This is a genomic window from Planococcus sp. 107-1, assembly GCF_021513255.1.
GTDB lineage: Bacteria > Bacillota > Bacilli > Bacillales_A > Planococcaceae > Planococcus.
Genome location: NZ_CP090977.1, coordinates 3,119,843 through 3,143,393 on the forward strand (window position 1 = coordinate 3,119,843; position 23,551 = coordinate 3,143,393).

Below are 23,551 nucleotides of genomic sequence, written 5' to 3' on the forward strand. Positions count from 1 at the left end.
GCTCCTCCTCCGCAAAAATCGATGGACTGGCTGGCAAAATAAAGCTTAACCCGTTGCCGCCCAGCCTCTATCCGTTGCTTTTATGATACCTTTTTGCGGAAGGAATAGCCAATGGATATGGAAAGCTTTTCAGCCGATTAAAGAAAAAGAAGCGACTGGTCTTCTTTCCAAGCCGTTCCAGAAATTAATTGTCTACCTGGATTCATTTTGCAGGCTCTTTTTCTTACCAATGATTGGCATCAAGGCACCCCACATAATGACAATAACTAAACCCAGTATTCGAATCCAAAGCGGCCCATTATTGATAAATATTGAATAAAAGAGATAGATCAACAACAGCATCCAGAAAATAATTAGCCATCCTTTTCTATTCATCGTTCTCCCTGCCTTTTCAGTTTAAATTTGATTTTTATATCCTGAAGTAAATTTCTGCATCACTGCTTGGCAGTGCACTTTACAGCTTCAGACAAACCCTATAAATCCCCTTCAGAACCCATACTTTAAGTCCCGGCAACTAGTGGCGCTGCTATAATTTATCCACTTTTATTTCGCGCCACTTTGAATAGGCTTCAAATAGTTTATCATGCAGAAATTCTTCGTTTTCAGTATCCTCCAGATTTTTAGCCACTAGCTTAAACCCTAGCCAAACATCCTCCTCACTTTGCAATTTCGGATCCCCCACACCATCCAAGACTGCTAAAAAACCAAAGAACAACGAGAACATCCTGTCCTTTAATATTTTCTCAATCCCATGGATAGCATTACTGCTGAATTCAATTGCTTTCAATGCTTCCAGTTCTTTTTCAGAGAGTTTTACTTCATCTCTAGCCGTTTGCGTTCCGGGATTTTTTAATAGATTCCCTATATCCGCGTATTCTTCTATTCGCTCGTGAACTTCCACCAATAAATCCATTTTATTGTCTTTTTTAATCTCATTTTTCTCCTTAGTGCCATACAGTTCAAAAAGCTCGCCGGACTCAATCATTTCAAGGCTTATTTCCGCATGAAAACTGGTGAGTTTAAGATCCATTGCCACGATTTCCTGCAAAATCTTTATAGCATCTGTTTTACGGTAATTTAATATGACTGCATAAAGGCTTGCGACATATAAAACGTACGGATTTTGGTGAAGCAGCAGTTCGTCGAACACATTTTTCGCTAATTCCGGTTCATCTTTAAGCTGATGATGTATGGCAAGCAGCGCTTCTTGCGATTTATTGCCTTTTCGATAATCACCTGAAAACTGTGCTTGCTCCGCCGTAACTGCATGCTTGATAAACTCTTTTACGAGATATTCCTGATTGTTCATAAAGACCTCCCCTTCTCCTTTTGGCTGCTATCGAAAGCAGCAGTGAACCGTACATAAAATCATCAAACCGCAGTATGCTGCTATTTTTTGTTTTTCATCTCTAAGAGGATAGGCGTTATATTCATCAGAATTGACAGCAGTGTCAAGACCCATAGAGCCGTTGACATTATAGGCACTACATCGAGTAAAGCAGACCAATCTTCAGCCTTTACCCAATCGGATACCATCGTATAATCTGCCACAACGGTCAATGCGGTGAATGACAACCCCATCGCCATCGCCAGCTTATAATCTCTGCCTATGGCATACCGGTATAGGTTTAAAAAAGTTGCGGCTATCGCGATAAGCCCTAATATGAACCACATTGACATTCCTCCATTGTTTTTCTATTGCTCATATCCCATAAAAACTTTTATTGTTAATTATAACGCCAAGATTTTACAGAAGTTTCCACAAAAAGAAAAGGTTAACCCCTCACTTCTTCCTTCTCTATCGACATTTCGCTTTCTCTCTGTGACATTTCACCTCCCTATCCGTCTAAATTAGAAAGGGGGGTGTTCTGATGAAATTCTACTGGCTAGCCGTTCTGCTGTTTTATATAGCATGGTTCTTATTTTCTACAGCCAATTTTCAAGAAGTGGTTTGGTGGTCGATCTTTTCTTCGAACCGGGCGACACATACTCCCTATATCGAGCAAATGTCTATCGTGAAAGTCGCAGCGATGGCCCTTATTTTTGGCGGCCTGCATTTCCTGATTCGACGCTTGAAATTAAAAAAGAATAAACCTTTAAACGAGTAAAAGCTGTTAAAACCCTGTGTTCAGTTATAGAAGAAATGTATGCTACGGTGGTTTAATAAATAAACGACAGAAGGTGAAAAAATGAAATACACTTGCCCGTGCTGCGGATATAAGACTTTAGATGAGGAACCACTGGGAACGTTTGAGGTATGCGGCATTTGCTACTGGGAAGATGATTCAGTGCAATTTACTGATCCGGATTATGAAGGTGGAGCAAATTGCGTTTCGCTCAGACAAGCGCAGCGAAACTATGCGGCATTCGGTGCGTGTGACGAAGCTTCCATCGAATCTGGCCGGAAACCTAATGAAAGGGATGTAAAAGACCCTCATTGGGAAACATTATAAAGAGCATAAGAAATGGAGGAACACTATGATTGAGCGGAGTAAAATTTTTTCAAATATCCTGCATGCGCTCCTTGGCAATGTGCCGGTTACACTGCGGGCTTTAGTCATTACCGCTGACGATACTTCAAAATTTACAAAGTGGACCGCTTATTTTGATCCGGAAGCTGATGAAGAGGATTTCGAAGCAGTGAACGTAGCCAACACAGAATTCTTCTCGTCATTTCTTGAGTCAGAAATAAACAATACAGCCATTGAAAATATTAGTTGGCCTCAATCCGAACCGCTCCCTTGGACAAAAGACGGAAAAATTGATGGGTTTTTGGTATTTTTGCGATACGAAAAAAACCTTCATCCCCCAGAGAACCAAGGGTCTTGAAGGTCTTCCTCCTCTTCAGCCGTTTTTTCATAGATAGTTCGATCTTACTTCGCCAAACCTTCTTTTTCCATGATTTTTTCAAGTTCTGCTAATGCATCGTTTTCATCGGTGCCTTCTGCGTGGATCTTGAATTCCGCCCCGTTCGGAATGCCGAGGGACATGACGCCGAGGATGGATTTCAAGTTCACTTTTCTTTCCTGAAGCACCAGGTTCACTTCCGATTCAAACTGGCTGGCCGTATTGACCAAAATGGCTGCGGGACGTGCGTGGATGCCTGCTTCGTCTATGATTGTGTATTGTTTTTCTACCATCTCCATCAAACTCCTTTTGTAATCGTTGTATTTATTCGTGCGAAACGATGATTTCGAGCTCGCCTTCAATCGAATACGCTTCAATCGATGCCGGCAAAATCAAATGATCTCCTTTGGCGATTGGAAAAGAGCATTCGCTCCCGGAAATCATTCCCGCACCGCTGATGACATTGAGAAGCAAGTAATCCGCAGCCATCGGAATCGGCGCTTTGCCGTCAACTTGCCAATGATAGACGGTGAAGTAGGTTTCTTGGATCAATTGCCGGATCACGAGATTTCCGCTTTTTTCTTCCACGGCACGCGGCGCTGGTGAACAGTGGGGAAATTTGATCACGTCCACTGCCGATTGAAGATGCAGTTCGCGTGTGTTTCCGTCCGCATCCTTGCGGCCGTAATCGTAGACGCGATAGGTGATATCGGAGCTTTGCTGGATTTCCAAAATGACGTTCCCTTTTCCAACGGCGTGGACCGTGCCGCTCGGAACATAAAAGAAATCGCCTTTTTCCACTTCCACCCGGATCAATAAGTCATCCCACTCTTCTTCTTCCACCCGGCGCTTGAAATCTTCCTTGGATTCGGCGCGGTGGCCAAAGACTACATAGCTATTTTTCTCGCAATCCAGGACATACCAGCATTCGTTTTTGCCGAACGGCTCTTTTTCCGCCCGCTTCGCGTATTCGTCGTCCGGATGGACTTGAACCGATAAATCGTCGTGGGCATCTAAAATCTTCACCAGCAGCGGAAAGTCGCCGGCTGAAGACGCTTTGCCGAATAATCCTGGATAGTCGTTCCAGACTTCCAGCAGGCTCCGCCCTTTTAACGGGCCTGCCGCAATTTTGGAAGAGCCGTTTTTATGGGCAGCGATCACCCAAGCTTCTCCCGTTTCACCCGAAGGAATCGGGTAGCCGAATAAAGTCTGGAGTTTTCGCCCGCCCCAAATGCGTTCATGGAACACCGGCTCTAAAAAAATCGGTTCCGGATGCATCAGCACTTCTTCTACCATCCATTCGGAATCTTTCATTCGTCAGCCTCCTGCCCGAGCTGCCAGGCCGCATGCTTAAATCCCTTTCAGGATTCTCATGAAATCCCCATGCGTCTGTGCTTTAATCAGCTTCTCGACAATGGAGCGCTCATGGACGATCCGCCCCAATAAGTCGTACATCACCTGCAAATCTTCCTGGCTGTTCTTCATGACATTGAGCAAACAGACGAATTGCACCGGCTTGCCTTTCCACATGATCGGCTTTTTCAAGGTGCACACCGTCAGAAACGTACTTTCGGTATGCGGTGTGATCGGATGCGGGATTGCGACCAAGTTACCAAACGATGTAGGCGCCACTTCTTCCCGCTCCTGCACCGCCTGAAGGTAATCCGCCTCCACTAAGCCCATTCCGAGCAGCCGCTCGTGCAGAAATGCCAGCACCTCCTCTTTCGACCCCAGCTCTTCTCCCAGGAACAACAGCTCTTTCTGAAAATAAATGCCGATATTTTTCGTATCATCCAATGTGTATTTTTCAATTCGTTTAATGTCCGTCTCGCCGAGAATCGCATTGACGACAATGACCGGAACAGAAAGTTGTTCATGGATCGGTATGGAACTGATAATGAAATCGATATCCGCCAAATCGTATTGGCCGAGCTTGTAGTATTCCGTGGTCCCGGCCACTTCGAGCCCTTCCCCGAACTGGGACTTCAATTTATAGTTGATCAATTGGGCAGTCCCGAGGCCGGATGCGCAGACGATGAGGCAGCGCTTCGGCTTCGCCTTGGATTTTCTCCGTTCGATCGCAGCGCCGATATGAAGCGCCAAATAGCCGATTTCATTTTCGTCAATGACGGTGCCGATTGCTTCCTTGATGGCGAGCCCGGCAATGATGCCCGCCTCAAAAGCGAGCGGATAGGCTTTTTTGATGTCTTCAAGCATCGGGTTCCGGATATTCATGCCGTATTTATAGCGGTTGACGGCCGGCTTTAAATGGAGGCCCAAAGCGATGATCAGCTCGGGGTCGCCCGAAATGCCCAAATTCAATTTCGACTCGACTTTCGACAGCGCGAGCCTTACGAGTTCAGCGATGTCTTCATCAATCACTTGCCGCACCGCATCTTCCCCTGGCGGCATATGGGCCATGATCTTCGTTCCGAGAAGATGCATCGCAATATAAGCCAATTCCTCCTGCGGAAAATCCACATTGAATTGCCCTTCCACTTGCCGGACGATTTCTTCTGCGACCCGGTATTCCTTCTGTTCGACGATTTCATCCAGTTCCGCCTGGTAAATCTGGACGTTATAGCCTTCTTTGATGCGTTTATAGGCGATTGCCATATGGATCACGAGATTATTGATCGCAATATCCGACACGACAATCCGGTGTTTATGCACCTGGTCCATGATGATGGCTGAAATGGAAGCCAATTCTTCCTCTGTCAGCGAGATGAAGCTCGGTTTGAACAGCTCGTTCAGCCCTTCGTCCCGCAGGAACACATACTGGGCGAGGCAAAAACGAAGCTTCAGTTCATCCGCTTTTATTTTCAAGCCGTAGTTTGGCCGTGCTTCCAGCCGGATATCGTAGGCGGCCAGCTTCTTTTTCACCTGGATTAGGTCATTTTGAAGCGTAGATTTGCTGATGAACATTTCATCCGCCAATTCCTCAAGTTTGATGTAGCAGTCGCTAAGCAAAAAGCGCTTGATCAAATAAGCGATGCGGTCTTCCGGCAGCCGCGGAATTGCGGTTTTCGGATCCGGTACATCGCCGCTGACCTCTTTCAAATAGCTGCGGAACTGCGGTTCATCCGCAATCCCCAGCTGGTAGCCTTGGCCCATGATCGAATCGATGAAGGCGCCTTGGCTCCGCAGCATGGAATCCAGGACTTTCATGTCCTCCCGGATTGTCCGCGAAGACACCTGATTGACGTCGGCTAAATATTTGCCGGTCAGCGGCGTTTCCGCAGCCATCAATTCCCGGAAAATCGTTTTCATTCTTGTGCTCAACATAAAGCAACTTCTCCTTATGAATGCTTTGCAGGTTCAAGGTCCATCCTTTTTCAGCCGCAAGTCCACAAGAAGCCAAAACCCCTATCCTGAGTCCTTCTTTTCATTATACGGGCACTTTTCTGAATTGCGGCAAAAATTCTTTGTGGGCTTCTAGCATTTCATCCAGCATCTGTTTCGCCACCGTATCCGACGGCACAAGCGGATTGATTGTCATCGCAAGAAGCGCGGTGCGGTAGTCGCCGGTCACTGCCGCTTCGGCCGCAACCCGTTCAAACGATTTGATCTGTTGGATCAATCCTTGGACGGCAACCGGCATTTCCCCGACTGCGACCGGCTTCGGCCCTTTTTTCGTGATGAGGCAGCTGATTTCAACAGCCGAATCTTCCGGAATGCCCGAAATCGCGCCGTTGTTCCGCGTATTGACGACTTGGATGTCCTGTTTGTCGTTGTAGATCGAACTGATGAGATTGCAGGCGGCGTCGCTGTAAAAGGCGCCTCCGCGCTCTTCAAGTTGAGGCGGCTTGATCGCCAAATTTTCATCGCTGTACAATTCGAACAGCTCTTTTTCAAGCGCCTGCACGACTTGGGCGCGCGTCCCTTTTTCGTTGAGCGCTTTCAGTTCCTGTTCCAGCATTTTGCGGGTCTGGTAATAATAGCGGTGGTACGGGCAAGGCAACACCTTCAAGGCCTGGATAAAGTCTTTTTCCCAGCCCAGGTCGACGATATTCTTCATCGTCATCTGCGATCCTTCGGTCAGCTTATTCAATACGTCCTTTGTGACCGATTGGCCGTCCAGATAGACTTCAAGCCCGTAGACCATATGGTTCAATCCGGCAAAATCGATGCGGATCCGCTTGTGGTCGACTTCGAGCATTTCAGCGACGGCCATATGCATGCCGATCGGCACATTGCAGAGCCCCAAAGTTTTTTTAATATTGCTGTAGCGGAGCACCGCTTCTGTGACCATTCCGGCCGGATTCGAAAAGTTGATGAGCCATGCTTCCGGACACAGTTCCTCCATGTCGCGGCAAATGTCCAAAATGACCGGAATCGTCCGTAAGCCTTTGAACAACCCGCCAGGCCCGTTCGTTTCCTGTCCGATGACGCCGTATTTCAAAGGAATCAATTCATCTTTTGCGCGGGCATCGAGATGGCCGACGCGGATCTGCGTTGTCACAAAGTCCGCGCCAACGAGTGCTTCGCGGCGGTCGAGCGTTAAATGGATGTTAATCGGCACTCCCGCTTTTTTGACCATGCGCTTTGCAAGAGCTCCGACGATTTCCAATTTTTCGAGCCCTTCCGGAATATCCACGAGCCAAAGTTCCCGGACCGGCAATTCCTCGTACCGTTTGATAAAACCTTCAATCAGCTCCGGCGTGTAGCTTGAGCCTCCGCCGATCGTCACCACTTTAAGTCCGTCCATTTTTTCACTCCTGACTGATCCGATGCCGGGGAAAAGGGGCGAAACCCCTGAACGTTTTGCCATTCAGCGCTTCCGCTCTTTCAATCCCGTCGATCAAAATCCATTGTTCTCAGAAACTGCCTTGATCCAATGCGCACTTTTTTTCGGTGTCCGCTCTTTTGTTTCCAGGTCCACTGAAAAGAAGCCGTAGCGGTTTTTATAAGCATTCATCCAGGACCAATTGTCCATGAACGACCATAAATGATAGCCTTTCACGTTGCAGCCTTCTTCTGTCGCCCGGTGCAGCCATTTCAAATGCCCGCTGATGAATTCGATGCGGTAATCGTCCTGGATTTCCCCGTTTTCAATAAACCGCGATTCATTCTCCACGCCCATACCGTTTTCCGCGATATACGACGGGATGTTGCCGTAGTTGTCGCGAAGATTGACCATGATGTCGTAAATTCCTTTTTCGTAGATTTCCCAGCCGCGGTACGGGTTCATCTTGCGGCCGGGCATTTCGTAATTGTCGAAAAACCAGTCCGGCATGAACGGCCCATATGGATTTGGCAGATGTTCTTTTGCCTTCACGCGTCTCGGCTGGTAGTAATTGACGCCGAGAAGATCGACGATGCCGGATTTCAGCAATTTTGCATCCCCCGGTTCGACCGCAGGAAGCTGGCCGTGTTCACGGAGCAATTCAATCAGTTCCGCCGGATATTCGCCGAGCACGGCGGGATCCAGGAAACTGCGGTTAAAGAACAGATCCGCAATATTCGATGCCCTCAAGTCTGCCGGATTTTGGCTCCGCGGATAAGAAGGCGTCAAATTCAGGATGATGCCGATCTGCCCTGCTTCGATTTTGGCGGCACGGAACACGCCGACCGCTGTCGCATGCGCGATCATCGTATGATACGCCACTTGCACTGCGCGCCTCGCATCGACGACGTTCGGATAATGGAAATCGTACAGGTAGCCGCCTTCAACCGGCACGATCGGCTCATTGAACGTGAACCATTTCTTCACCCGGTCGCCAAACAGACGAAAGCATTCTTCCGCGTATTTCGCGTAAGCTTTGATCACTGCCCGGTTTTCCCAGCCGCCTTCCTGCTGCATCTCGAGCGGCATATCGAAATGGTACAAGGTGATGAACGGTTCAATTTTTTGCGCGATCAATTCATCAATCACCTGATTATAGAAAGTGACCGCTTCCGGATTTACCATACCGCGTCCGCCTGGGATGAGGCGGGACCAGGAAATCGACAGCCGGAACGTATTGTGGCCGATTTCTTTCATCAGTCCGATATCCTCTTTGTAGGTATGGTAGAAATCCGAGGTCGATTCCGGGCCGACGCCGTCAAAAAAGCGATGCGGCTCCGTTTCATACCAGTGATCCCAAATGTTCTTTCCTTTTCCGCCTTCATTTGCCGCGCCTTCGATCTGCGTTGCGGATGTGGCGCTTCCCCACCAGAAACCTTCCGGGAATTTATACTGTACAGCCATTCCAAAACCTCCAATTGCCTTTACTTATTGCGGTAGATCTCCACGATTTCAACTGCCAAATCGCGTACTGTCATCGATGTCATCAAATGATCCTGCGAATGGATCAGCATGACCGTAATGGTGTTTTCCTCTCCGCTGGCCTCTTTTTGCAGCAATTGGGTCTGGTAACGATGGGCTTTCCCCAACTCTTCCCCTGCTGCAGCGAGCAGTCTGTCCGCCTCTTCGAAATCGTTGGCTTTGGCAGCCTGGATCGCTTCCATGGCGCTGGATTTTCCGTTGCCAGCGTTCAAGATGATCTGAAATGCTATTTCTGTGATTTTGTCCATATACGGTCACCTCTAAATAGTAGTTTTCCTGAAAACCGATCAGGCATTTTCGCGCTCGGTTTCGTAATAATCTTTATCCAAAATGCGCAGGAACGGCCACCAGATAAGCATGACGACCATCATGTTGACGGCCTGCAGCATTCCGCCCTGCCAAGCATTCCCTGTTGCCAAGAATCCGTTGATGATCGGCGGTGTCGTCCATGGTACGATGATGCCTGCCGGTTTCGGCACAAGGCCGAGCGACATCGAGTAATAGGTGATGATGGTAACGGCTACCGGTGCAAGCATCCACGGGATGATGATCAGTGGATTCATGATGATCGGCAAACCGAAGATGATCGGTTCGTTTACGTTAAAGAGACCTGCCGGCGCACCGAGTTTTCCGAGCTCTTTAAGCTGCCGGCTTTTCCCGATGGCGAAGATCAAGGCAATGACGGCAAGCGTCATTCCCGTACCGCCCATTCCAACGAGGAACGAGTCGATAAATTGTTTCGTAACGATATTCGGAAGTGCTTCCCCTGACTGGAAAGCGGTCAAGTTCTGGTCATTCAATGCAAACCAGATCGGATCGAATACCGAGTTGATGATGATTTGCCCGTGAAGGCCGAAGAACCAGAACACTTGCGTCAATAACACAATCGCAATCGTTGCCGGAAGCCCGCTTCAAGAATCGTCAGCGGCTGCTGGATGATCGTAAAGATGAAGTTCTGCATCGTTTCAAATGAAGTGAAGCTGAACAGCACGCGGATTAATAAGAACACAGAAAGCGTCAACGTAATCGGAATTAACGCACTGAATGATTTCGATACGGCTGCCGGTACACCCGCCGGCATTTTGATTGTCCAGCCGCGCTGGATGAAGAAGCGGTTCAGTTCCGCCGAGACGAAAGCGGTGAAGATCCCGAGAAACATGCCTTGTGCACCAAGGCTTGCCGTCGGAATGACGCCGGTCGTTTCTTCCAGCACCTGAGGCGTTAGAATAAGGAATGCCGCCAATGCTACAACGCCGCCGTAAATGGCTTCTTCCTTGTAATAGGCGGTCAGCTTATAGCCGATGCCGATGATGACGAACATCCCCATGATACTGAGCGTCGCAGCTGATGCCGGACCAAGCGCATTTTGGTACGCAGTATAGGCTTCCGGGCTGATGAGCTTGTCGAGGAACGGCAAGTTCGCGATAACCACGAAAATCGATCCAAAGATGATCAATGGCAAAGCGACCATGAAGCCGTCGCGCAGAGCCGTTAAATACCGGTTGTTGTTCAATGCATCCGCAAGCGGCAATAAGACTCTTTCCAGAAACTGCATGAATTTACTGTTCTCCATTTTCTTTCCCCCGTCCCTTTTAGTGGTTTCCGATCAAATCGAGTGCCCGGTTCAAGACCGCTTCACCGTCCAGCCGGCCGTATGCCATCGAATCGATGACTTCAAGCGGAATGCCGACTTCGCCTGCTGTTTTTTCGAATTTCTTTTTCAGGAAGCGCATTTGCGGACCGATCAACAGCACGTCTGCCTTTTCCATATCCGCGTTCGCCTTGTCCTGAGAAACTGCCCAGATCGATACCTCCAGGCCCCTGCTTTTTGCGGCTTCCTCCATTTTTGCTACGAGTAGACTTGTCGACATCCCCGCTGAACACGCCAATAAAATCTTTTTCATGTCGTTAACCCCTTTTCCCCTTAGTTTTCTGAAATGTTTGATTACAAATTCAGTTTATTCTGAAACCGCTTACAACTACACCCATTTATTTTCCGCCTCATGGAGGAAAAGAGTAAATGCTCACTGCTCTAAATGTAAGCTAGAATAGAAGATAGGAAAAGCCCATCTTTTACCCGAGGAGGAAGATCTATGAAATTTGGCATCATCGGCACGAACTGGATCACGGACCGCTTCCTGAAAGCGGCCGCGCAGCACCCGAGCTTTACACTCAGCGCCGTCTATTCCCGCAAGGAAGAAACGGGGCGCACATTTGCGGAAAAATACGGCGTCGATTCCGTCTACACGGACCTTGCTGAAATGTTTTCAAGCGGCGACATCGAAGCGGTTTATATCGCTTCACCCAATTCCCTGCACGCCGAACAAAGCATCCTTGCGATGGAGCACGGCATCCACGTCCTGTGCGAAAAACCCGCGGTGACGACGGTCGAAGAAATGGACCGCATCATCGAAGCGTCGCAGAAGCACAATGCGACATTCATGGAAGCCATGAAATCCACCGTGACGCCGTCGTTCCTGAACATGAAGGAACAGCTCGGCAAGATCGGACCGATCCGCCGCTTTTTCTTCCATTACAACCAATACTCGTCGCGCTACGACAATTACAAGCAAGGCATCATCGAAAATTCCTTTAAGCCGGAACTCGGCAACGGCGCCCGCATGGACCTTGGCGTCTACGGCATCGCGCCGGTCGTCCACCTGGCCGGCGCACCGGAGTCGTTCCTCCGAAACGATTACCGGCTGTCGACAGGCGCCGACGGCCAAGGCAGCATGATCCTGAACTACGGAGACAAAGAAGCGGTCGTCACCTATTCGAAGATTTCCGATTCCGCGCTGCCAAGCGAAATCCAAGGCGAAGACGGCACGATCGAAATCGACCGTATCAGCGACCCAAAACGCATCACCTTGAAATACCGCGACGGCCGGACCGAAGACCTGTCCGTTCCGCACGAATTTGACACGATGTACTACGAACTCGCGGAGTTTATCCGGTGTGTGGAGAACGGAAATATTGAGTCTCCGGTTAATACGCATGCGATTTCGAGGGAGACGGTTCGGTTGTTGATGTAAGAGCTGAATAAAATTTGTTCAAATAGAAACGCTCTCCGGAAATTTCATTCAGGAGAGCGTTTTTGTGCAAAAAAATAACCAGGCGTCTTTGCAGACCGCCTGGTTACATGCCTTAATCTTATTTAATTTATTCTCCCACCATGCCGTCATTGTCGTTATCCCGCATATACGGGTACAACCAATGGTCGCTCATGATCGGCATACCGAAGCCGGCCGCTTTTGCTTCTTTGATCGTCACTTGGCCATTGCCGTCTGTGTCGACTGTCGAAACGTCGCCACCGGTTGCTGGAGCTGGCGCACTTTCGGTTTCAGCTTCCGCAGATTCAGCAGCTTCGCCGCCCGTTAAGCCGAGGGATTTGTTCACTTCATCCGGGTTCACGTTGTCGTAGTTATCTACGACTTTGTTGCCGTTGACTGTATACGTGTATTGGTAACTTGAAGGAATCTGCGTTTCCGTATCCGGATAGGTGATGACCGCTTCAAAATCCGAAGCACCTCCAGCTTTACGGATGACATCTTCCATATAAGCCTGGTCACCGTAGCGGTTCAGTGTACTTTCCTGCGGCGTGATGTTGTAGGCATTCGATACGCCGCCAAGCGAATCCGCAATGACATGCCCTTCGTCTAACGCAGCACTTTCAACACCAGGCACCTTCGCCTCGTCCGGGTAATATCTGCCTGCCGAAGTTACTGGTTCAGTATTATCGTCTTGAAGAATGATTTCACTAGCTACAACTCGAACAAGCTGCCCGTGTTCATTGGTGAATGCCCAGTATTCCCGGTCTCCAAAACCAATGTCGACCACGACATTTGCTTCACGATGTCCGGACAAATCGCCGCCGTCCACTTCAATCAGTGTGTATCCAGCGAACAGGTCGTTCGCGGGTTCTGCCGGCGTTTCTTCTACTGCGGGTTCTTCAACAACTTCAGTAGCCGGTTCTTCTTCAGCAGCCGGTTCTTCGGCGACTTCAGGAATCACTTCTTCGCTGCTTTTTTCTTCTTCAACCGTGCTTACTTCCTCCACATCAGTTTCTACCTTTTCAATAGATGCGGCATCTTCTATATCGGTACAACCGACCAGGAAGACGGCCATTAAAAGTAAGATCAAATAGTTCATTTTCTTTTTCATTTCATGACGCTCCTATAATAATTTAAATCAGCGGCTTACTTCTTTTATGTTATCTATTTATCTTTTTCGCTAAAATTCACCTTTTATTATAACATTAATTGGAGGATAGCAATCTTAATATCCAACATTTCCCTCCAACGAACCTGTCTTTCCTAATATTTCATCTAACTAATTCCACAAGAACTGACATGAAAATTCTACTTCTTAATATAAGCAATAATTCTTTTGGCAATAGCTGCATTTTCTGCAATTGAAATTATACCAATATAAAAAGACATTTTAATTCGCAGTTGCGATTTTACAACCTCGCGAAATGAAATGTCTGTTGAAAAGGCATAGGGTTAGTGAATCTACTCCTGCATAATACAAATTTAATCCAATAATAAAGGAATTTCGTTAAGCTGTGCAACAATCTCCGGCCATTCCGCTCCTAAATCCACAGTTCTGACTACGATTCGGTTGCCGTCAATCTGGTAATCATTATTAGGGGTAATTTCTTCATCGGTTTTTGCATATAGTAATAAGCCACTGACATCGCCGCTTCCATCTCGATCCTTATTCTTTACATAAGTATAAATTTGATAGAGATTACTTGAAATCAGCTTTTTGCTGTTGAACATTGTATGAGTCTGCATCGTATTCCCATAATACTTCGCATCAACAATTAATGTTTTCCCCGCCTTGCGATAAAGTAATATCCGTTTTCATTGCAGGCAGAAATTCGGTTATGCCATTATCGACATTCCAGTCAATATATGAGGCACTTGCTGAATACTCGGGGAACTCCTTCTTGTAGTAGTTCAATAAGAAGCGTTCATACAATTGATGCATTTGTTGATCATCAATGAACTGCTTCATTTTGAGTTCTCCACTTTCAGTGGTCATCAGCATTCCTTTAATTACAAGTTGACAAATATTAATCAAGAGCTTATAAGTCGCATTATTCCGATGAAAGGAAACCGCACTCCAATTAATTGATTGCGGCTCAACCAAATCAACGTTTTCAAAGAAAAGAATCAAGCTCTTCAGTTCCTTACGAATCCCAATTTTCACATTCTTATTTCGAATCAGGAGAACCATAGTAGACTTTATGATTTGATTCAATAGAATATTCTCCGAAAAATTATCGACATGGCACACCATGCTCCTTCTAATAAGCGTATTGCCTTTGATTGAATTCGAGACATCGATTTTCCCTTTTAAACTGCCGGTTATTTCCGTACGTTGGATATAATCTTTATGCAACCCCCGTTTGCACTGACTGGAAACTCCTTTTACAAGAATAGTGGCCATCAAATCATGAATATTTTCAAATTCTTCACCTGCAATGCTTTTATATCCTTCTTCATTTAAAATCCGGTATGCATAAGAAAGCATATGATAAATATTTTTAAGTCTAATCACGGATGGAACCTCTCAGCTTACTGCTCCAATACTCCATCTGCGAAGGCTCGTCAAACCAATATTCATTGATTAAAGGAAGCAATTCGTATTCCACAATTTCCGATAACCACTCATCTGTAATATCAGCGGTTGAAGAAAAATAGCTATGCCCAATTCGGAAACCGGTGCCTAAGGAAGCATCGTCTGCAATAATACTGTTCATTGCGATGACTGTATCAATAAGATGTCCGAATTTCATATTTCCTACACTCTCTTGATACTTTTTAAAGCCTGCTGTCTCAAAAGCAGGTTCAAATTCAAAGAAAGCAAAGCGACGCCGGAGAGCATAGTCAATCATTGCTAAACTGCGATCTGCTGTATTCATCATTCCAATGATATAGACATTTTCCGGTACTGAAAAATGTTCATCTGAATAAAGCAGCCGCAATTCATTTCCTCTTTTATCATTCTCGATTAACATCAGCAATTCACCAAAAATCTTGCTTGAATTGCCTCTATTGATTTCATCTATAATGAAAAAATGAGGACGAGAATCCAATTCAGCTTTTTTACAAAACTGATAGAATGGTCCTTTGGCCAAGAAGAACCCACTATCGTTTGGACGATACCCCATAATGAAATCTTCGTAGCTGTAGCTTTGATGGAATTGGACTACTTGGATTCGGCTCTTGTCTTTTAACCCCATCATAGAGTAGGCTAATCTTTCTGCTGCAAAAGTCTTTCCAACCCCAGGAGCACCTGAAAGAATTAAATTCTTCTTTCTAAGAAGAAGATTTTTTAACGTATTATACTTTTCCTCATCTAAATAAACTTCAGTTAAAAAATCTTTTTCTGTGTATATTTGATACTGCTTATCCTCTTTAACAGAAGATTTTTTTCTTCATCCTCGTTATCAGACAAAGCAACTGCAGGGACCTTCGAATAGTTTCCATTAATAATATCTTTAATAACTAAATCTTCTTCTTTAGTCACTTTAAAATTTGTTGCCCCTGGATATGTAAGTATTTCCATCTTCTTGGTACGCTCATCAGCTCGCAAAATCGCTCTTTCAACTCTAGATGAAATCAGTTTTTGATCGATACGGATGTCCACCGCTAAATAAGGCTGCGAATTTAAATTTTCGTCTTGGCTGTAGGGATCTTCTAAATTAGGCTGTCGTATTTCAGGGTTCTCCAGGATTTCACCATATGCAACGATGCCTCCTCCTTCACCGGAAAGCCAAATGTAAGCTTTATCGCCTTTTTTGATTTGTTGCTTATATTGGTTAACTGACCATGTAATTTGATCAAGATCCTCAACTGCATTTATTACATCATAGTATTTAGGATTTCCTTGAAAAATCCATATAGAGGGTGCTTCTCGCTCTTCCAGAAATCTTGAATATAAAACCATTGCATTGGAATAGGCTTTGTTTCCAGCAGCAATATCCACTTCTTTAAAATTTGGTGCTGAAGTTAGGATATGATACGTTTTTTTAAATTTTTCAACGGAAGTTATATAAAATAAGTCGGTTTGGGTCAATTGCTGAAGTTTTAATTTAGCGCTGCTATTTTTAAGCGCATTAGTATAAGCAATGATCGTTCCTTCTTTATATGGTGTGCCATTTGATTTTTTTGCTTTGCCATCCATTTCTGAAAAGCTGTTTTTAAATATTCTTCCGTCATAATTGGTTAACTCCTCCGATATTATATTTTGCTCGCGAAGTATTAATATAAATACATTAACATATTATTTAGAAAATAATTACATTTATTAATTCAATTTTTTATAACTAAATACAAAAAAGACCATCTAATAGATGGCCTTTTAAAGATCAACTCTATTTAGCTTTGTTTTCTTTCCAATCATGCGGCCCTCTTACCCAACCGCCGATTGCTGCTCCCATGGCAGCCATCGGCGTATCAAATTCGATATCTTCCATGACGAGCAAGTGATTATGAAGAGGGACAAGTTTTTTATCCAATATCAACTTTTCTCGCAGTTTGATGTACTTCTTCGGACACTTTGGCGAAGTAGATGCAGCAAACTTAGAACCTTGTTTCACGACAAAGCTCGAAGCTTTTGAGTAGCCAACAGCGTCCGCACCCCTTTTGGACTGGATGGTCAGTAGCTCAGGCTCTTCTTCTTGAACAATCTCCGGGAATTGAGCCATATCAAAAGGGAAAACCACTTCCTCTTTTCCGGTTTCCAAATCTACTTTTAAAAATTGATAAAGTTCTCCGTACTTTTCATTTACTACCTTTTTCACATAAATTTCCTGCGCCATTTGATCATCTCCTCAAGTTTGTCTTTCTTTTACTCGATATATAGAGATGATTGGCTCTAAGAGATACCTATTTGTTAATTAACCGGTAGAAGATTTGTTTTTCTTTCAAAATAAGCATGCAGACGATAGTCCGTAATTTCTTTCGTCCAATTATAGAGGAACTCTTTTTCACCTGGCAAAGGATCTAAATGAATTTTAAATTTGTTATTTGAAAAAGTGATCAAGTTATTTATTGCGCTGCCACTCCATTTGGTCATCGGCATCGTTGAGATAAGGTTAGCGACTTTCTTCTCATCGTACTGGCGCAATCTTTTGCCTTGTGAGTCATTAAAATCCGTGTTTAACCGGTAATCTTTCTCTGTTAAATAGTCGTGAAAGAACGGCGCTGTTTCTTCAGGTGTCACAGGATCCAGCCAATGTTCTGGCCCTTTCGATAACATGTATCTTAATACTACCATTTTATAGCTCTTCGTCATCCCTGTCTTTTCTAACTCAGTAAACCAATGTTTGAACTTTAGCCATAGTTCTTTCTCTTCCTCATTCAGCTCATCTGCATATGCCAGCATGCCAATGTAACTTCCGAATTCTTGTTTCACGATTTTGGAATCGATGTTCGCCTGAAGATGGAACTCTAAATAAGTTGGGCGTCTGCCCAGCTCTTTCTTCAATTCGTTATAAGCGATGACAACGGATTCTTTTCGTGGAGCTCTCTTCTTCCTCATTTCTTCCAAAAGATTAATCACTTGCAGATCCAAATTGAACTCACATACGGCTGGCACAAGCGGTCCGATGGCTTTATTGCCCACAGTCTTTTCTTGCTTGCCAAAAACAGCCATTTTCAAATCCGCATTGCGATAATTCCCGATAAAATCGATGATGACACAATGCGATTTCCCTTCCGCAATTCGAAGACCTCGCCCTATTTGTTGCGTATAAACCGCCAATGATTCGGTCGGGCGTATAAAAAGAAGCGTATCCACTTTTGGAATATCTACACCTTCATTAAACAGATCCACTGTGAAGATCATTTCCAGTTCTCCGGTTTCTAATTTAGTTCGTGCAGTCCTTCTTTCACTCGAATGTGATCCTCCGTTAAGTGCGATTGATCGCACTCCTTTTTGCTGAAAGAAACGATTCATATAAACCGCTTGTTTGACTGAAGAACAGAAAACAAGCGTTCTCGTTTGTTTATATCGTATCCATTCATCAAAAATTTTCTCTGCAAAATCTTCGCGCAGTTGAATCCGTAACAGCTCTTCTTCGTCATAACGAGTGCCGCGCCAAGGGATTGCCGAATAATCTGTGTCGTCGTAGACACCGTAATAATGAAAAGGGGCTAGCCAGTTCCGTTCGATCGCGTCTAAAAAGTGTATTGAGATAGCAACGTTGCCGTCACATAGGGCGTATACATCCTTATTGTCCATCCGGTCCGGTGTCGCCGTAATTCCTAATAAAAATTCGGGTTCAAAATGGTTTAATAATCGCTCGTATGTAGGGGCAGCCGCATGATGAAATTCGTCCACAACGATTAGATCGAAAGCATCTTCTTCGAACCGATTCAAATGGTAATCACTGCCCAATGTATAAATGGCAGCAAAGATAAAATCGGCTTCTATTTTTTTCTCGGATGCATTGTAAAAAGCACGCGAACGGTTCGGGTGAACATGTTTGAACGATGCTTCCGCCTGAATCAGAATTTCTTCCCGGTGCGCAACAAATAACACTCGCTTAAATCTTTCCGCAAAAAATGCAGCTAAATAGGTTTTGCCAAGCCCCGTTGCAAGAATGACCATTGCCCGACTATAGTCTTCAGCCATTACATTGTCTAAAGCAGCTAAAGCCTCTTGTTGTGCAGGCCTAGGCGTAATGTCCACTTCATAGGAAACAGAAGTTTCAGCAATTTCCGGTTCTTGTGGGAGGCTTGGTCCAACCGTCATTTCCACTTCTTCCGCTTCCGACCACACTGGACTGATTGGATTTTTTATATTCGCTTTTTTATGTAAGGAGCGATATTCATCAAGCGTCTCCGGATTTAAAGGAATCGTTTGATCCGCGTAAAAGCTGGTAAGAAATTGTGTCGTGGCTTCCTCAAACACTTCCGCATCGACAGAAGTGGGCGCAATTAAGCTCCACTCAACTCCTATAGTCAGAGCGGAAGAAGATAAGTTAGAAGAACCTACGATTAAATGAGACACCCCTTTCCCCCGAAACAAATACGATTTCGGATGAAACGAAGTACCCCCACTTTTCCAGATACGTACTTCCGCTGAAGGTAACTCTTCCAGAATCATTTGCAGCGCATCCGGCTGCGTAACAAATAAATAATCGCCTACCAATAGTTTAATCGGTACTCCCCTGTCAGCAGCTTGCTTCAAAAATGGAATAATCTTTTTAACACCCGAATTCATAGCGAATGCCGTCACCCAGTTAATCTCGACTGCCTCTTCAGATAATCTCTCCAAGCGAGAAAGTAATTGAGACGTGACGAGTTCCAGCTTAGTCATTTTCGACCTCAATAAGGAAAATACGCTTCTCGAATCCTCCGCGCTTTTCTGCTTTTTTCTTACGAACTTCTTCCAGCTCTTCAAAAGACGAACCGTGAAGTTTTACAGCAGAGTGTAGTATTTCTAGAATATCTGCCAACTCTTCGACCGCTTCTTCATCGCTACTCGCTTCTACATACTCGATAAGTTCTTCCGATAATTTCTTTTTTAGTTCTATTTCATATTCTTCTTTCGACAAAATACGTGTTGAAAATTCTTTATTTGTTTTCTGTATGATTTCCGGGATGTAGTCTCGGACTAGTTTATTATGGATTGGCATAGTGAGTCTCCTTTTAGCTGACTTCTCTTTTTTCATTATATAAGAGAAAAATTTTCAAAGAATAGAAAGTATTTTAGTATTATAAGAAATTTAGATCTCCTTATTACTGTCATTACAATCAGAGCAACGGGAAATTCACGCTTTGGAAAGTTGGATTTAAATTAATTTTAAATTAATCGTCTATAGAAGTTATTACTCTATCTACTGCACTGCCATTCTATTGGGTGATAGACATTGTTGAAAAGTGTTTATTCTAATTCGCATTTAAAGAAGGCCAGCTCTTTATTCTTCTAAAAATGTTTTAAGAAATTCTAAATTGAATAAGAATTCATTATATGGTACATTTTGCACATAAGAAAGGATGGATTATTATGACATATAGTTATACTTTTACACATAACTTAAGATCAGAATCTGATTTTAGAACCAACATCACGAAATACTCAAATATTTTAAAAACTAATTATGCAAGCTATTCTCCTAGTAACACGACCGAAAGAAACAAATTCACTGAATTGCTAAGTTATTTACACTTAAAAGATCATCATAACCAATCAACTCAAATATGTGAAGAAGTACTGATGGGGAATACAGATATAGCCCTGTTTAATTTTATTGAAAAATTTCAATATCCTAACTTTTGTTCAACCCAGGGTCCTAATGCTAAAGGTTTCGATATCAAATTAGTTCCGGTTCGAACCATTTTGAAGTTATTATATATAAAGTTTCTATCTAAGCCTACTAGTATTCCCTATCTAACTCTGGATGAAATTAGTAAATTTATATTTAGTAACCCTGATGTATACTTAGACTTGAAGTATGATAGCTTGGAATTTTGGAATGATATAAAAGATTACCGCAGTAGTGGCGGTACTTTGCCATCTAAAATAAGTAACACGATAACTATAGGATCGAGAACATTGAGAGAAATGTTGAATCTATTTAGCTATAGTAAATTTGTTTATTATTCTGATAATAATAAGCAAATTAACTTAGATTTTCTTAATCTACCTCAAGACTTACAAGATACTTTAATAAGAATAATTTCATGCGAATCTTTTTTCGAAATTAATGATGTTACGTCCGCTACTAAAGACGCTTATTATGAATACATAGATCTTCCTAAAGTAACTAGTACTTTAACGCCAAATATGGATTTAAATCACATACTATCATGGTTTAATTCTAACCCCGATCAAATCTATGATGTAGATTTAATTGCAAATTTTCATATCAGTTTAAACTGCCTACCAGACAAACATTTTTTAATTATTTCCGGAGTGTCTGGAACTGGAAAAACGAACCTCATTAAACAATATGCTAATGCAGTCTACAATAATACTACAATAGATAATAATCCTTACTTTAAATTAATTAGTGTCCGACCGGACTGGGAAGACGAAAAGGCTCTTTTTGGATATTATAATGCTTTAGAAAAAAAATACGAGATTTCCGAGTTTTTAAAGACTCTTCTTCAAGCTAGGTTTAATCCAGATAAAAATTACTTTATTTGTCTAGACGAAATGAATCTAGCCCATGTTGAGTATTATTTTTCTGATTACTTAAGTGCTGTAGAGTCAAATGAACCAATTATACTGAACAATTTTTATATAAGTGAATTGCCTATTCCCCAAAACGTGTATATTGTAGGAACGATAAATGAAGACGAAACAACCGAGAGAATAAGTGATAAAGTTTGGGATAGAGCATTTAAAGTTGAAATGAACAATGTTAATATCAACCAATATTTAAATGAATATTGCAACACAAATAGAAAAGAATTGAAAATAATTACAGATTTAAACTTTTTAGCTACTGTTAATTCTGAATTGGCAAAAGAAAATATGCAGTTTGGTTATCGTCTAGTTAAAGAGATGATTGAAAAGTTAGATTATAATTATGTAAAGTTAAGCTCTTATTTTCCTACTAAAGACTTGATAGATAATACCTTACTAGAAAAAGTGATCCCTAAAATTAAAATTGAGATTGTTACTTTAGAGGTTTTAAAAAATATTGAAAGTATTATTCAAGCAAGCTCCTATCCCAAAACTAATTCAAAGTTGAACGAGATGATTGAAATCTTAGAATCCAGTAGTGCAATATGGTGATTAAAGATATGGAGTTTCTGAACACAAATAATAATTGGGATTCTATTGACAACTTATTACTAATAGAAGGAAAATCCTATATAGTGAGAGTCAACAAAGAATATACTTTGCAAGCATCCGGATTAAATATTGAGTTAGACAAAAAAAGACCAAATGTATATAAAATTATAGTTCCTTTTAAAACTGGTCAATCGAAAGTGACTTTGTTAAAACAAAATAAAAAATATAAAACTTTTGATATGCTGATACATTCAGATAACAGAAAAATAATATACGAAGACTATATTCAGATGATGACAGATGTAGTTAATTGCCATAATCTAAGCCTTACTATAGACGATGAGAATGTTGAATTGAATAAATTTAAAAATACAATAGATCTTGATCAATTCACAGCACAAGAAAGTATGTTTATTTTTTTACAAAATTTTTTCGAAGAACTTCTGCCGAGTATAAAAGATATATGCGAAAATCCTATGAAGACTCGAGAGAAATCTCCGAAAACGTTCCCTATTTATAGAACTGATAAATTAGATGCTAGTGCAATAAATTGGATTTCAAGAAATAGCGAAAAGTGTTTCAATATCAGTGATACAACACCGACTTTTTTTAAAACAAAAGTAAACAATAAATCATATGATATATTCGAAAACTTAGTAATTTACAACATTTTAAATGATTTAATCTCTTTGTGTACTACTGTATATAAAAAACATAAATATATAAAAGCAAAAAAAATGGAACAACAGTTACTGCAATATTTAAATCGGTCTCACTTGAAATCTTTAAAAACTACTGATTTTAATTTTCGAAAAACAATGAAAATTAAATTTAACCGCAACTATTCCCTAATTTATGATTTTTACAAAAAAATGAAACAAATTTCATTTAGAGTGAATCCAGTAAATTTCAATCTGCTTTCTCTCCCTCTTTCTAAAACATACAAATTATATGAAATCTGGACTTTTTTAAAAGTAGTAAACATTTTAGAGAGACACAATAAAATTCCTGGCAATTTTACTATACCTATTTCTTATAACGTTAAGGAAGAATGTTTTGACATTGTGCATGGTGAAAAAAGTTGTGTAAATTTAAATAATGGATATAAAATGTATTATCAAAAGCACTTTGATAAAGGAGGCGTTTCTTTTAGAACCTATACCACAACCTTGATCCCAGATATTTCCTTTGTCAAAAACGATAAAGTAATTGTACTAGACTCTAAATACAGAATTAGTGAAAATCTGGACGGCGCACTTGCAGAATTACATAAATATAGAGATGGAATTGTTGTTACCAATGATCGTAGCAAAGCTGTATCAGAATCATATATAGTTACTCCAACTTACTCATCTCGATTAGAAGTGCATAATAAAGTTTTTCATTCTAAATGGAATATGGGATGTATAATGTTAAAGCCGAACAATGATTTCTTCTTGTCAGAATATATTATAGAAACACTTTTCCCTAATTACTTTAGTTTCTTAAAAGCTATTTTCCTACAAAAAAATTTCGAGGTTAAGGGAATTTACAAAAAAATCGATTTACCTGGAGTTTTACTAACACGTGATTTGGATATGTCCATTTATTAGTATCCGATTTTACCACAAGAATCCTTATCTAGTAATTTATGTTCCAACTCTTTATTATTTCATATAAATTCGTTTGGGGGAT

The 23,551-nt window shown here is 42.6% G+C and carries 22 protein-coding genes and 2 pseudogenes; 6 read left to right on the top strand and 18 right to left on the bottom strand.

Annotated elements, in window-relative coordinates; all coding sequences use genetic code 11:
• Positions 1-526 precede the first annotated feature (526 nt).
• Both L0M13_RS16130 and L0M13_RS16135 read right to left on the bottom strand, forming a co-directional pair.
• The gene (locus L0M13_RS16130) at positions 527-1,309 is read right to left on the bottom strand and encodes a hypothetical protein (protein ID WP_235197453.1); all 783 of its coding nucleotides are present in this window, start codon (positions 1,307-1,309) and stop codon (positions 527-529) included.
• An 80-nt stretch (positions 1,310-1,389) separates the two neighbouring features.
• Complete coding sequence (locus L0M13_RS16135) at positions 1,390-1,674, bottom strand: hypothetical protein (RefSeq protein WP_235197454.1); 285 nt, start codon at positions 1,672-1,674, stop codon at positions 1,390-1,392.
• Between the two features lie 197 nt (positions 1,675-1,871).
• Here L0M13_RS16135 and L0M13_RS16140 point away from each other — a divergent pair, with 197 nt between their 5' ends.
• The 3 genes from L0M13_RS16140 to L0M13_RS16150 all read left to right on the top strand — a co-directional run bounded on the left by L0M13_RS16140 (position 1,872) and on the right by L0M13_RS16150 (position 2,829).
• Complete coding sequence (locus L0M13_RS16140; protein WP_235197455.1) at positions 1,872-2,108, top strand: hypothetical protein; 237 nt, start codon at positions 1,872-1,874, stop codon at positions 2,106-2,108.
• Positions 2,109-2,189: 81 nt separating this feature from the next.
• Complete coding sequence (locus tag L0M13_RS16145; RefSeq protein WP_235197456.1) at positions 2,190-2,453, top strand: CPCC family cysteine-rich protein; 264 nt, start codon at positions 2,190-2,192, stop codon at positions 2,451-2,453.
• 25 nt (positions 2,454-2,478) lie between these two features.
• Positions 2,479-2,829: a MafI2 family immunity protein gene (locus L0M13_RS16150; protein WP_235197457.1), complete on the top strand. Its 351-nt coding sequence runs from the start codon at positions 2,479-2,481 to the stop codon at positions 2,827-2,829.
• A 44-nt stretch (positions 2,830-2,873) separates the two neighbouring features.
• On the opposite strand, the gene L0M13_RS16155 is transcribed toward L0M13_RS16150, so the two are convergent.
• The 8 genes and pseudogenes from L0M13_RS16155 to L0M13_RS16190 all read right to left on the bottom strand — a co-directional run bounded on the left by L0M13_RS16155 (position 2,874) and on the right by L0M13_RS16190 (position 11,019).
• Positions 2,874-3,140, bottom strand: coding sequence for a phosphocarrier protein HPr (locus L0M13_RS16155; protein ID WP_235197458.1), 267 nt, complete (start codon positions 3,138-3,140; stop codon positions 2,874-2,876).
• Positions 3,141-3,171: 31 nt separating this feature from the next.
• On the bottom strand, positions 3,172-4,161 hold the full coding sequence (gene manA, locus L0M13_RS16160; RefSeq protein ID WP_235197459.1) for a mannose-6-phosphate isomerase, class I: 990 nt from the start codon (positions 4,159-4,161) through the stop codon (positions 3,172-3,174).
• A 36-nt stretch (positions 4,162-4,197) separates the two neighbouring features.
• Complete coding sequence (locus L0M13_RS16165) at positions 4,198-6,132, bottom strand: BglG family transcription antiterminator (RefSeq protein ID WP_235197460.1); 1,935 nt, start codon at positions 6,130-6,132, stop codon at positions 4,198-4,200.
• A gap of 103 nt (positions 6,133-6,235) precedes the next feature.
• The gene (locus tag L0M13_RS16170) at positions 6,236-7,555 is read right to left on the bottom strand and encodes a 6-phospho-beta-glucosidase (RefSeq protein WP_235197461.1); all 1,320 of its coding nucleotides are present in this window, start codon (positions 7,553-7,555) and stop codon (positions 6,236-6,238) included.
• Positions 7,556-7,648: 93 nt separating this feature from the next.
• Positions 7,649-9,037: a glycoside hydrolase family 1 protein gene (locus L0M13_RS16175; protein WP_235197462.1), complete on the bottom strand. Its 1,389-nt coding sequence runs from the start codon at positions 9,035-9,037 to the stop codon at positions 7,649-7,651.
• Positions 9,038-9,057: 20 nt separating this feature from the next.
• A complete protein-coding gene (locus L0M13_RS16180) occupies positions 9,058-9,363 on the bottom strand; it encodes a PTS sugar transporter subunit IIA (RefSeq protein ID WP_235197463.1) in 306 nt (101 codons plus the stop codon).
• Between the two features lie 39 nt (positions 9,364-9,402).
• Positions 9,403-10,688, bottom strand: a pseudogene (celB, locus tag L0M13_RS16185) (PTS cellobiose transporter subunit IIC).
• A 19-nt stretch (positions 10,689-10,707) separates the two neighbouring features.
• Positions 10,708-11,019 carry a PTS sugar transporter subunit IIB gene (locus tag L0M13_RS16190; protein ID WP_235197464.1) on the bottom strand — a complete coding sequence of 104 codons (312 nt, stop codon included), beginning with the start codon at positions 11,017-11,019 and terminating at the stop codon, positions 10,708-10,710.
• Between the two features lie 189 nt (positions 11,020-11,208).
• On the opposite strand from L0M13_RS16190, the gene L0M13_RS16195 reads away from it, so the two are divergent.
• Positions 11,209-12,147 carry a Gfo/Idh/MocA family protein gene (locus tag L0M13_RS16195; protein ID WP_235197465.1) on the top strand — a complete coding sequence of 313 codons (939 nt, stop codon included), beginning with the start codon at positions 11,209-11,211 and terminating at the stop codon, positions 12,145-12,147.
• Positions 12,148-12,274: 127 nt separating this feature from the next.
• Here L0M13_RS16195 and L0M13_RS16200 read toward each other — a convergent pair whose 3' ends face one another.
• The 8 genes and pseudogenes from L0M13_RS16200 to L0M13_RS16235 all read right to left on the bottom strand — a co-directional run bounded on the left by L0M13_RS16200 (position 12,275) and on the right by L0M13_RS16235 (position 19,769).
• Positions 12,275-13,276, bottom strand: coding sequence for a DNA/RNA non-specific endonuclease (locus L0M13_RS16200; protein WP_235197466.1), 1,002 nt, complete (start codon positions 13,274-13,276; stop codon positions 12,275-12,277).
• Positions 13,277-13,647: 371 nt separating this feature from the next.
• On the bottom strand, positions 13,648-13,896 hold the full coding sequence (locus tag L0M13_RS16205) for an McrC family protein (RefSeq protein ID WP_235197467.1): 249 nt from the start codon (positions 13,894-13,896) through the stop codon (positions 13,648-13,650).
• 37 nt (positions 13,897-13,933) lie between these two features.
• Positions 13,934-14,680 carry a 5-methylcytosine restriction system specificity protein McrC gene (locus L0M13_RS16210; protein ID WP_235197468.1) on the bottom strand — a complete coding sequence of 249 codons (747 nt, stop codon included), beginning with the start codon at positions 14,678-14,680 and terminating at the stop codon, positions 13,934-13,936.
• A pseudogene (locus L0M13_RS16215) lies at positions 14,673-15,518 on the bottom strand (AAA family ATPase); the annotation flags it as partial. The pseudogene L0M13_RS16215 and the gene L0M13_RS16210, both read right to left, overlap by 8 nt.
• Positions 15,497-16,309: an EVE domain-containing protein gene (locus L0M13_RS16220; protein ID WP_311195585.1), complete on the bottom strand. Its 813-nt coding sequence runs from the start codon at positions 16,307-16,309 to the stop codon at positions 15,497-15,499. The gene L0M13_RS16220 and the pseudogene L0M13_RS16215, both read right to left, overlap by 22 nt.
• A 190-nt stretch (positions 16,310-16,499) precedes the next feature.
• Positions 16,500-16,946: a DUF4357 domain-containing protein gene (locus L0M13_RS16225; RefSeq protein WP_235197469.1), complete on the bottom strand. Its 447-nt coding sequence runs from the start codon at positions 16,944-16,946 to the stop codon at positions 16,500-16,502.
• Positions 16,947-17,020: 74 nt separating this feature from the next.
• Entirely contained in the window at positions 17,021-19,450 is a 2,430-nt protein-coding gene (locus tag L0M13_RS16230; RefSeq protein ID WP_235197470.1) for a DEAD/DEAH box helicase family protein, read from the bottom strand.
• On the bottom strand, positions 19,443-19,769 hold the full coding sequence (locus tag L0M13_RS16235; protein WP_235197471.1) for a nucleoside triphosphate pyrophosphohydrolase: 327 nt from the start codon (positions 19,767-19,769) through the stop codon (positions 19,443-19,445). The genes L0M13_RS16230 and L0M13_RS16235 overlap by 8 nt, the downstream gene beginning before the upstream one ends.
• A gap of 371 nt (positions 19,770-20,140) precedes the next feature.
• On the opposite strand from L0M13_RS16235, the gene L0M13_RS16240 reads away from it, so the two are divergent.
• Both L0M13_RS16240 and L0M13_RS16245 read left to right on the top strand, forming a co-directional pair.
• Positions 20,141-21,877, top strand: coding sequence for an McrB family protein (locus tag L0M13_RS16240; RefSeq protein WP_235197472.1), 1,737 nt, complete (start codon positions 20,141-20,143; stop codon positions 21,875-21,877).
• Positions 21,874-23,469: a DUF2357 domain-containing protein gene (locus L0M13_RS16245; RefSeq protein ID WP_235197473.1), complete on the top strand. Its 1,596-nt coding sequence runs from the start codon at positions 21,874-21,876 to the stop codon at positions 23,467-23,469. The genes L0M13_RS16240 and L0M13_RS16245 overlap by 4 nt, the downstream gene beginning before the upstream one ends.
• The last annotated feature ends 82 nt before the right edge of the window (positions 23,470-23,551 follow it).

What these genes read in the sequence shown, in the direction of transcription:
- L0M13_RS16130 (WP_235197453.1), bottom strand. Translation starts at nt 1,309, where the DNA reads ATGAACAATCAGGAATATCTCGTAAAAGAGTTTATCAAGCATGCAGTT.
- L0M13_RS16135 (WP_235197454.1), bottom strand. Translation starts at nt 1,674, where the DNA reads ATGTGGTTCATATTAGGGCTTATCGCGATAGCCGCAACTTTTTTAAAC.
- L0M13_RS16140 (WP_235197455.1), top strand. Translation starts at nt 1,872, where the DNA reads ATGAAATTCTACTGGCTAGCCGTTCTGCTGTTTTATATAGCATGGTTC.
- L0M13_RS16145 (WP_235197456.1), top strand. Translation starts at nt 2,190, where the DNA reads ATGAAATACACTTGCCCGTGCTGCGGATATAAGACTTTAGATGAGGAA.
- L0M13_RS16150 (WP_235197457.1), top strand. Translation starts at nt 2,479, where the DNA reads ATGATTGAGCGGAGTAAAATTTTTTCAAATATCCTGCATGCGCTCCTT.
- L0M13_RS16155 (WP_235197458.1), bottom strand. Translation starts at nt 3,140, where the DNA reads ATGGTAGAAAAACAATACACAATCATAGACGAAGCAGGCATCCACGCA.
- manA (WP_235197459.1), bottom strand. Translation starts at nt 4,161, where the DNA reads ATGAAAGATTCCGAATGGATGGTAGAAGAAGTGCTGATGCATCCGGAA.
- L0M13_RS16165 (WP_235197460.1), bottom strand. Translation starts at nt 6,132, where the DNA reads ATGTTGAGCACAAGAATGAAAACGATTTTCCGGGAATTGATGGCTGCG.
- L0M13_RS16170 (WP_235197461.1), bottom strand. Translation starts at nt 7,555, where the DNA reads ATGGACGGACTTAAAGTGGTGACGATCGGCGGAGGCTCAAGCTACACG.
- L0M13_RS16175 (WP_235197462.1), bottom strand. Translation starts at nt 9,037, where the DNA reads ATGGCTGTACAGTATAAATTCCCGGAAGGTTTCTGGTGGGGAAGCGCC.
- L0M13_RS16180 (WP_235197463.1), bottom strand. Translation starts at nt 9,363, where the DNA reads ATGGACAAAATCACAGAAATAGCATTTCAGATCATCTTGAACGCTGGC.
- L0M13_RS16190 (WP_235197464.1), bottom strand. Translation starts at nt 11,019, where the DNA reads ATGAAAAAGATTTTATTGGCGTGTTCAGCGGGGATGTCGACAAGTCTA.
- L0M13_RS16195 (WP_235197465.1), top strand. Translation starts at nt 11,209, where the DNA reads ATGAAATTTGGCATCATCGGCACGAACTGGATCACGGACCGCTTCCTG.
- L0M13_RS16200 (WP_235197466.1), bottom strand. Translation starts at nt 13,276, where the DNA reads ATGAAAAAGAAAATGAACTATTTGATCTTACTTTTAATGGCCGTCTTC.
- L0M13_RS16205 (WP_235197467.1), bottom strand. Translation starts at nt 13,896, where the DNA reads ATGTTCAACAGCAAAAAGCTGATTTCAAGTAATCTCTATCAAATTTAT.
- L0M13_RS16220 (WP_311195585.1), bottom strand. Translation starts at nt 16,309, where the DNA reads ATGGATGGCAAAGCAAAAAAATCAAATGGCACACCATATAAAGAAGGA.
- L0M13_RS16225 (WP_235197469.1), bottom strand. Translation starts at nt 16,946, where the DNA reads ATGGCGCAGGAAATTTATGTGAAAAAGGTAGTAAATGAAAAGTACGGA.
- L0M13_RS16230 (WP_235197470.1), bottom strand. Translation starts at nt 19,450, where the DNA reads ATGACTAAGCTGGAACTCGTCACGTCTCAATTACTTTCTCGCTTGGAG.
- L0M13_RS16235 (WP_235197471.1), bottom strand. Translation starts at nt 19,769, where the DNA reads ATGCCAATCCATAATAAACTAGTCCGAGACTACATCCCGGAAATCATA.
- L0M13_RS16240 (WP_235197472.1), top strand. Translation starts at nt 20,141, where the DNA reads ATGACATATAGTTATACTTTTACACATAACTTAAGATCAGAATCTGAT.